Source organism: Ignavibacteriales bacterium, assembly GCA_026390815.1.
Classification (GTDB): domain Bacteria; phylum Bacteroidota; class Ignavibacteria; order Ignavibacteriales; family SURF-24; genus JAPLFH01.
In genome coordinates this window covers 112,865-120,903 of sequence record JAPLFH010000032.1, presented here as the reverse complement: position 1 = coordinate 120,903, position 8,039 = coordinate 112,865, and the positions used below count along the sequence as shown (strand labels likewise).

The following is an 8,039-nucleotide window of genomic DNA, read 5'->3' as shown; positions in this document are numbered from 1 at the left end:
CTCTATTTGCGGAACTGATGAACGTGTCCCTTCTTATAATAATGCAATAGGTCGTATTGTAAGAGGTAATAGCGTGGTTGGTACAGCGTGGGCAACAAAAAATAATAAGTTTGTTACGGCAGGTCATTGTTTTAAAAATGGGCCGGACAATTTAACCCTGGAATTTAATGTACCTTTTTCGAACACCGATAAGATAATAGTTCATCCATCTAATCCGGCTGATATTTATACCATCAATGCCACAAGTATTCAGAAGCAAGATACTGGAGATATGAGTGGTAATCCTATTGCGGGAAAGGACTGGGCGGTATTTACTGTTTACCCAAATTCCGGAACTGGAAAATATCCAATTGAACAATACGGTACATATTTAAATATTGACAGAAAATATAACCCAACTACTATTAGGATTACTGGTTATGGTGTAGATGATGGTTCTTCTGCTTACATACAGCAAACAGCTTCAGCTAATTTTTATCAATATTCGGCGACAGAGAATGCAATATCTTATTATACTGATACAGAAAGTGGAAATTCAGGAAGTCCAATAATTGACGAAGCAACTGGTTATGCAATAGGTGTTCATACTATGCCAGTTTGTCCAAATTCAGGGACTAGTTTATCTAATAATGCTTTTTATGATGCAATAGGATTAGTCGAGATATCTATAGATCAATATTATGCAAATGGTTCCAGAATGACCGGTTCAACATTGGGCCATTGGGAGAACCAAAGTTTTGTATCATACCCAATACAAACAACAAAATTTGATTGTTATAAAAATTTTATTGAAACTTTCAAAGCATCTCAATCATTACTTAATTTAACAGAGAAATTTAATAATTGGGGCAGTGACAATAAAATAATTAATCATGGTTCTTTTTCCATTGATGGAACTTACGGCACTGTTGCATCATATTTTGGCAATGTAACATCAGGAGATTTAACAATTAATTCTTATTTGCCTGAGTGCAACCAATATAATGGAAATGTTGAATTTAAAGACCCGTGGATTTATGATTACGCAGATGCAAACTATGGGAATAATTTTCGTAACAGAGGCAATGATGGAATATTCTATTCCTATAGCACTCCATTAGTTTTGAACATTAATACTACTACAAGTAGCGGGATACACTATAATGGTATTTTTTTAAATCAAGATCCCTATTCCAACAAGATTCCTTATAGTATCAAATCTTCATCACAGGATATATATCTTTCGCAAACAGGTAAAACACACAAATTCTATCTTAGTTCTTGGAGTGTTAATAATTCTGCTTTAGCAGATATTAAGCAACCTTACAATTTGGAAACACCCATAGTATTTAAAGGTAGTGGTGCAATTGTAACTGCAAACTTAAAAGGCACTAATCTTACAAACAATCAAAACGCTTTCTCTAATCCCAGCCAACGGAAGTTTGTTAATTTAGATGGAACTCTTTATAAAGTTTATGAAAGTATGAACAGGATATGGCTTGAAAAAAGCGTAGATGATGGCGCAAACTGGACAATTGTAAATAATGCTCCTGTTGATGAAGGACCAGAAGCAAAAAGTCCCTCAATTGATTTTGTATTAGGTAGTACACCTGCCATACTTGTAACTTATCAACTAAAGACCGGCACTACCTATAGTATTAAGGTAAAGAAATTGGATGTTAGTGGAAATATCCTGTTCAATGATGTTGTGTATGCATCGGCAAATTCCTACTCAAGTAATAATGCAACACCGGTAGTATGTGGAAGCTGGGGTGCATTAAATAAAATTGTTGTTGTTTGGAAAGAAGGTACTGCCGGGCTTTATTACCGTGCGGGCAATTATACCTCCTGGACTTCCGCTGCTACAATTGTAACGGGAACTGATAATTCCAGTTTAAACCCTGCGATAAGTGTATGTAAGCAAGCCTTAGATGCCGGAGCAACTGTATTTCATTTAGTCTGGCAACAAAATGTAACAGGAGGTTCAAAAATTAAATATGAACAACTTATTTATTATTCAGGTATCCAATGTTCCTATCTCTCAGAAGCTTCGTCGGGAAGCGCATATCTGAAAAACTCATATCCTTCAATAATTGTATTGCCGGATGGTACACCAAGATTAACTTGGGTTGGCGAAGACACCGAAATGGGCATTTCCCATACCCTGCTGCGTGCAAGACAAAGCGACAATACTTGGTTCTCAACCATTTATGAATTCGGCAGTTCAGTAAATAATTCAGTTATTAATTTAAATATACCTGCCGCAGGTTATGTAATTGGCTGGACTGAAAGTAACGGCAGTTATAACAAATATATCCGCAACACTTCATTTTCTAACATTAGAAACTTTGGTATAACAGGCAAAAACCTACAAGTGTGCAACAGCGATACCTGGAGCAGTTGGACCAGTATGTTTGGAATAACATTATCAACTACATCATCTCCGTATAGTTTTAATAAATCAAATTCTGTAGAAAGCCTTGGTAAAGAAAGCACAAAAGATTTTATCTCTTCAAGCAGGAAAGCGGTTGTTTATAATGACAGTACTGCAATTTACTTTGCGCTTGGTGATATAAACGTAGATGGACAGGCGGTTGATTTTAAGGAGATGAAAGAAACTACAGCTTTTAATAGTTGGAATGAGTTCACCGGATATTTAACCAGCCAGCCATTCACATTAAATGATAAATCGGAGTTAAGCTTTAGCACTATGTTTGGCTCATCAGATTCTGTTAAGGCGGTAACCCTGCTTGGCAATGAAAAGAGTACGGATTTTGAAGTTGAGTTGATAGATAATAATGACGGAAAAGTACTTGGCTCGTTTAATAAACTTTCCTTCAATAAAAACAATCTTCTGAAGAATAAAATCTCTTCATATAAGATAATAGCATCGGGCATTGGTGATAGGATAGTAAGGTTAAGATTAGTGCTGGATAATTCTGTTAAAGGTAATTATCTGATAGCACAGCATTACACGGTGAATAACACATTACCGAAAGAAAGCGATCAGGAAATTACATACGAAGGGAACTTAGTTGTAAATGACTACGGATTATCCCAGAACTATCCCAATCCATTCAATCCTTCAACTGTAATTAATTACCAGACGCCCAAAGCAGGCAGAGTAACCTTAAAGATTTATGATGTGTTAGGCAAAGAAGTAGCAACACTTGTTGATGAAAGGAAAGATGTGGGAAAATACTCGGTTGAGTTCAACGCAAGCTCCCGCTTAGCGGGACTTACAAGCGGAATTTATTTGTATGAACTGCGTTCAAACGATTACACCTCATCAAAAAAGATGATCCTTGTAAAATAATAATACACACTGGCAGGCTGAAGTTTAGTTTCAGCCAGCTATTTTATTTCTCCCCACATATGCATTGTGCGACTCCTATATAGGTTAAAAACATAAACTGGTTTATTGTCGGGTAATTACCACACCTTTACAAGGAAAAACCTCAAAACCAGCAGCAGAAGGACCAATAAATTATTTTTATCCAAAAAACTATAGTAAATTGCCTTTGGTTATAAAAGCACGGGGGTTCTTACTTAAAAGCCTAACCAGAGATATCTTTCAATAAAAGACAAAATTGTTATTCCTGTTTCAGTTGTTGTCTTTACTTTTCTTACTTAATACAGAACAGAAATACTTAATAAAAAATTATGTAGCGGCTGCCATTTAAAAATTAAAAGCCATCCCGGTAATTGCAGTACCTGAACGGCAGAAATGCAGGTAAAAAGTTGCTATGTTCGTATTTGCAGTCTGGCTGACTGTATCTTTCTTTTTACTTACATACAATTATAATAATTCTCCGCATTTTTTCCTAAAGTAATTAAAAGGAGCACATTATGCGTGAAGAAGTAAATAACACTTGCTGATTTAAAGTAGAAACAAGTACTAAAAACAAAAGAGATATGTATAAATCTCTTTATTAAGATATTTAAAACAAAGGTATACTTATGAACGCAAAGAAATTAACTGTATTAATAATATTTATAACAACAATTGTTTATGCACAACAAACTGAAAATTACTTTCCGCATGCAATTGGAAATGCCTGGCAGTATAAATATGATAATGGAAGAATTTTTAAAGATGTAATTGTTAAAGATTCTTTATTAGCTGATAGCAGTAAGTTGCTATTAGTTTTAAATCCTTTATTAAATAAGAATACTAATAATGATATTTTGTGGAGTTATCAGGTGAGTAAAAACCAGGATAGTGTTATAAAATGGCCTAATTCTATCGACATATTACTTTACAAATTTCCAATGAAACCAGGGGACAAATGGATGCTTTGGGATACTCTCAGGCAAGCCGGGTATATGGGACATTGTTGGGGTGAATTTACTGCAAGTGTATTCGGTGTGATTACTAAGGGATATTACATCGATTATTTTTCAAAGAATGATCTGCAGGATACGTCAACTCAATTTTATACCTGGGCATGGCGTGAAGATATTGCAGATGGTTTTGGAAAGATATGGTGGGGAAATGAAGTTGAGTATTACCAGCTAATGGGCTGTATAATAAATGGTGTTAAATATGGAACAATTACCGATGTTGAAGAAAAGCCTGATTTATTAAAACCGGAGAATTTTTGTTTATTTCAAAACTATCCTAATCCTTTTAATCCATCGACTACAATTAGATATTCTATTTCAACACTGGAAAAAGTAAAGCTATTAATTTATTCTCTTATAGGTGAAGAGCTTAAGATTCTGGTAGATCAATACCAGAATATTGGAACTTATGAAACCAACTTTAATGCAGCTAATTTACCAAGCGGAATATACTTTTGTCGATTAACAGCAGGAAAATATTCTGCTTATAATAAAATGATACTTATAAAATAAAAAGTGGCAACTAAAATGAAAAAGTCAATATAGAAGTATAGCGATGAAACAAACACCTTTACCTATTTTGGAGTATAAATATGAAAAAAGTAATTATAGTGTTAACATTTTTAACCCACTTTGTCTTTGCCCAAGAACCAGACCCTTATAACTTTTTACCTTCTTCAGTTGGAAATGTTTGGGAGTATAATAGCAAGACAGAGATATTGAGATATGAAATTGTTAATGATTCAATCTTAACTGATGGAAGCAAATTTATTTATTATGCTCCTAATACTGACCCTTACTTTAGAATCGATACAAACTATAATGTTTATTGGTTACCCGTTGATTCCACAATGAACTGGTTATATTATAAGCTTAATGCCAACAAAGGAAATTCTTGGATCGTTACTAAAAGGTTTTTTATAAACGAAGGAGACACGATATATATATATAAACCTGCAAAAGTAAGTGACGAATACCTCACCCAAATCTTTGGCAAAACAAGACATGTTAAGGAAATTACTTTTTATGCTCATCAGCAAGATTCGGTAGTGAACGAATTTTCTTTTGCAAGTTTTACTATGACTTTAATTGAAGGAGTGGGAGAATATATGGAATTTGATGATGAAGCAACAGGACCACAAAAAGTATTACGGGGTTGTATTATTAATGGTGATACTTTAGGAACTATCACTTCTGTTGATAATAAATTTGAAATCCCCGTTTCTTATGAACTCTATCAGAATTTTCCCAATCCTTTTAACCCATCAACAACTATTAAGTATTCAATTAGTAAGCCTGAAAAAATAAACATAAAAATTTATTCTCCAATAGGTGAAGAAATATCAATATTAGTTGATGAATATCAGAATTCAGGTGTTCACGAAATAAAATTTAATGCGAATAATATGCCGAGCGGTATTTATATATACAGAATTACCGCTGGCAGTTATTCTTCAAGTAAAAAAATGATCCTTCTTAAATAACTATAAATAAAACACGGAGATATTTTAATGAAAAAGATTCTTATTCCTATTTTTATTCTTTTCTTGTTAATTAACAGTTTTGCCAGCATTGGCGGTGAAAAAGAAATTCCTAATGCTCCTTATGGTGTAACAACAACCTGGAGCGGACAAATGGGAGGTTATTTATTACCTTCAGAGGGTACAATAAAAGCCTTATTTATTTTTGCACAATTTAAAGATGATATGTATGATACTACAAATGTTGGATGGACTAAAGGACAAGGACCGGCTAATATGAATGGTTGGGTAGATCAAACCTGGAGCAGTACACCAACACAAGGTTCCATGACACATTACTTTAATGAAATGTCTTTTAATAAACTAAAATTTATTGGAAAAACTGTTTCTGTAATAACACCGCAGAACAGGAGCTGGTATTTAGCTAATAACAAAAAAAGATTTGATATTCATAAGGAAATAATTCAGCAATTAGACGCAGATCCAACCTGGGATTTTGCACAATTTGATAATTGGGATTTCGATTCTACATGGAAACATATTAATAGCCCGGATGGAATTGTTGACATGGTGTTTATAATTTGGAGAAATATTGCTCATGAATGGCCTACAGTACCTACAGATTCTGTTAAAATTATTATGGATAAATTAGAATTGAATCGTTATGGTGATTTAGGTTATGGTGGTGACATATCGGTAGATGGTGGAGCTAGAACAATTAAAACAGGTTTTTGGCCAAATGTTCCAGCTAAAACACCAGGGGGATCAGGTGCAACTATGACGGATTGGTTTAATGCAGATATGTTCCGTTTTAGCATCCATGAATTTGCTCATTATTTACTGGGAGGAAATGAATATCATAATGGTCATGCATTCTGGGCAATGCTTTCAGGTTATGAAATAAGATCCTATATGGCAAATTCATATGAAAGATACAGGCTTGGATGGTGTAATCTTACACCAGTTACAAGTTCAACACAAACAATTACAAACGCTACACTACCCGATTTTATTACTACAGGTATAGGTTACAAGATAGAAATAAATGCAGCCACTAACCAATATTTCTACATCGAAAACCATCAAAGAAATTCTTATTGGGATAACTGTTCAAGCGATCAAAATGAAAAAGGTTTATATATAATTAGACAGGATAGAGCATCTTCTTCTAATGGTAATACACCAAATTGGATGTGGCTTGTACCAGCAAATGGAAGATACGATTGGACTGTTAATAAATTGACCTTAGCTAGTTTTTATCCTGACTCTTTACCAGTTTATAAAAAAGGATTAGCTAATAGAGCTAATGGTTATTCTGAAACTGATATGATACCTTTTAGTTTACGCGGATATTATGAGCCAAATGAAATGTTTTTTATAGAAGATCCAAATACTGGGGGGACCATTGATTACCTTGCACGTATTGGGCATGGACAAGATGCATTTAAAATTGGTTACAATGAAGTTTTCTCACCGTGGAGTAGTCCAACTTCAAAAAAAGCAGACGGGACTCAGACCGGAATTGGTTTTAAAATTAATACTTTAATCAGCGGAACGTACTCAATAGATATTTATGTTAATACTGCGGTTAATGCTTCCCCATCAAAACCAATTAATCCTAAGTTAAGCAGTTCGTCTGGCTTGAATGGTCCTGTAAAAATCTCATGGACGCCAAATGAATCTGGTGAAAGTATTTCACTATATGAAGTTTCCAGAAAAGTACCAAGTATAAGTTCAAATTGGGTTGTACTTGGCACAACTACAAATTCATATTATATTGACAATGCATATATTTACGCCCCTGGTGGCGGTGATTTTACACCTAACTATCGTGTAAGAGTAAAAGATACACAGAATCTTTACTCATTATACAGTGATGTAGTAACTGTAAGAGCAGAGGGCGCCAATAAGGAAACAGCTAGCAATGAGGAAAAGCCCTCTTCATTTTCGTTAAATCAAAATTATCCAAATCCTTTCAATCCAACCACGATAATAAGTTACCAGACGCCCAAAGCAGGCAGAGTAACCTTAAAGATTTATGATGTGTTAGGCAAAGTAGTTGCGACTCTTGTTAATGAACATAAAGAAGAAGGAAAATATATTGCTGAGTTTAACGGTAGTAATCTTACAAGTGGCATTTATTTCTACGAGCTTAGAACAAATGAATTTGTAACAATGAAGAAGATGCTTCTCGTAAAATAATATCCTGATGAAGCAGGCTGAAGCACGGTTTCA

4 protein-coding genes are annotated in these 8,039 nt (G+C 34.2%); all 4 read left to right on the top strand.

All coding sequences use genetic code 11. From position 1 onward, the window contains the following. Nucleotides 1-3,295: T9SS type A sorting domain-containing protein (locus tag NTX22_09920; protein MCX6150830.1), on the top strand; the 3,295-nt coding region annotated here is incomplete at its 5' end. A 644-nt stretch (nt 3,296-3,939) separates the two neighbouring features. Further along, complete coding sequence (locus NTX22_09915) at nt 3,940-4,836, top strand: T9SS type A sorting domain-containing protein (GenBank protein ID MCX6150829.1); 897 nt, start codon at nt 3,940-3,942, stop codon at nt 4,834-4,836. An 80-nt stretch (nt 4,837-4,916) separates the two neighbouring features. Then, on the top strand, nt 4,917-5,807 hold the full coding sequence (locus NTX22_09910) for a T9SS type A sorting domain-containing protein (GenBank protein MCX6150828.1): 891 nt from the start codon (nt 4,917-4,919) through the stop codon (nt 5,805-5,807). Between the two features lie 27 nt (nt 5,808-5,834). Beyond that, nucleotides 5,835-8,006, top strand: coding sequence for a T9SS type A sorting domain-containing protein (locus tag NTX22_09905; GenBank protein ID MCX6150827.1), 2,172 nt, complete (start codon nt 5,835-5,837; stop codon nt 8,004-8,006). Nucleotides 8,007-8,039 lie beyond the last annotated feature (33 nt).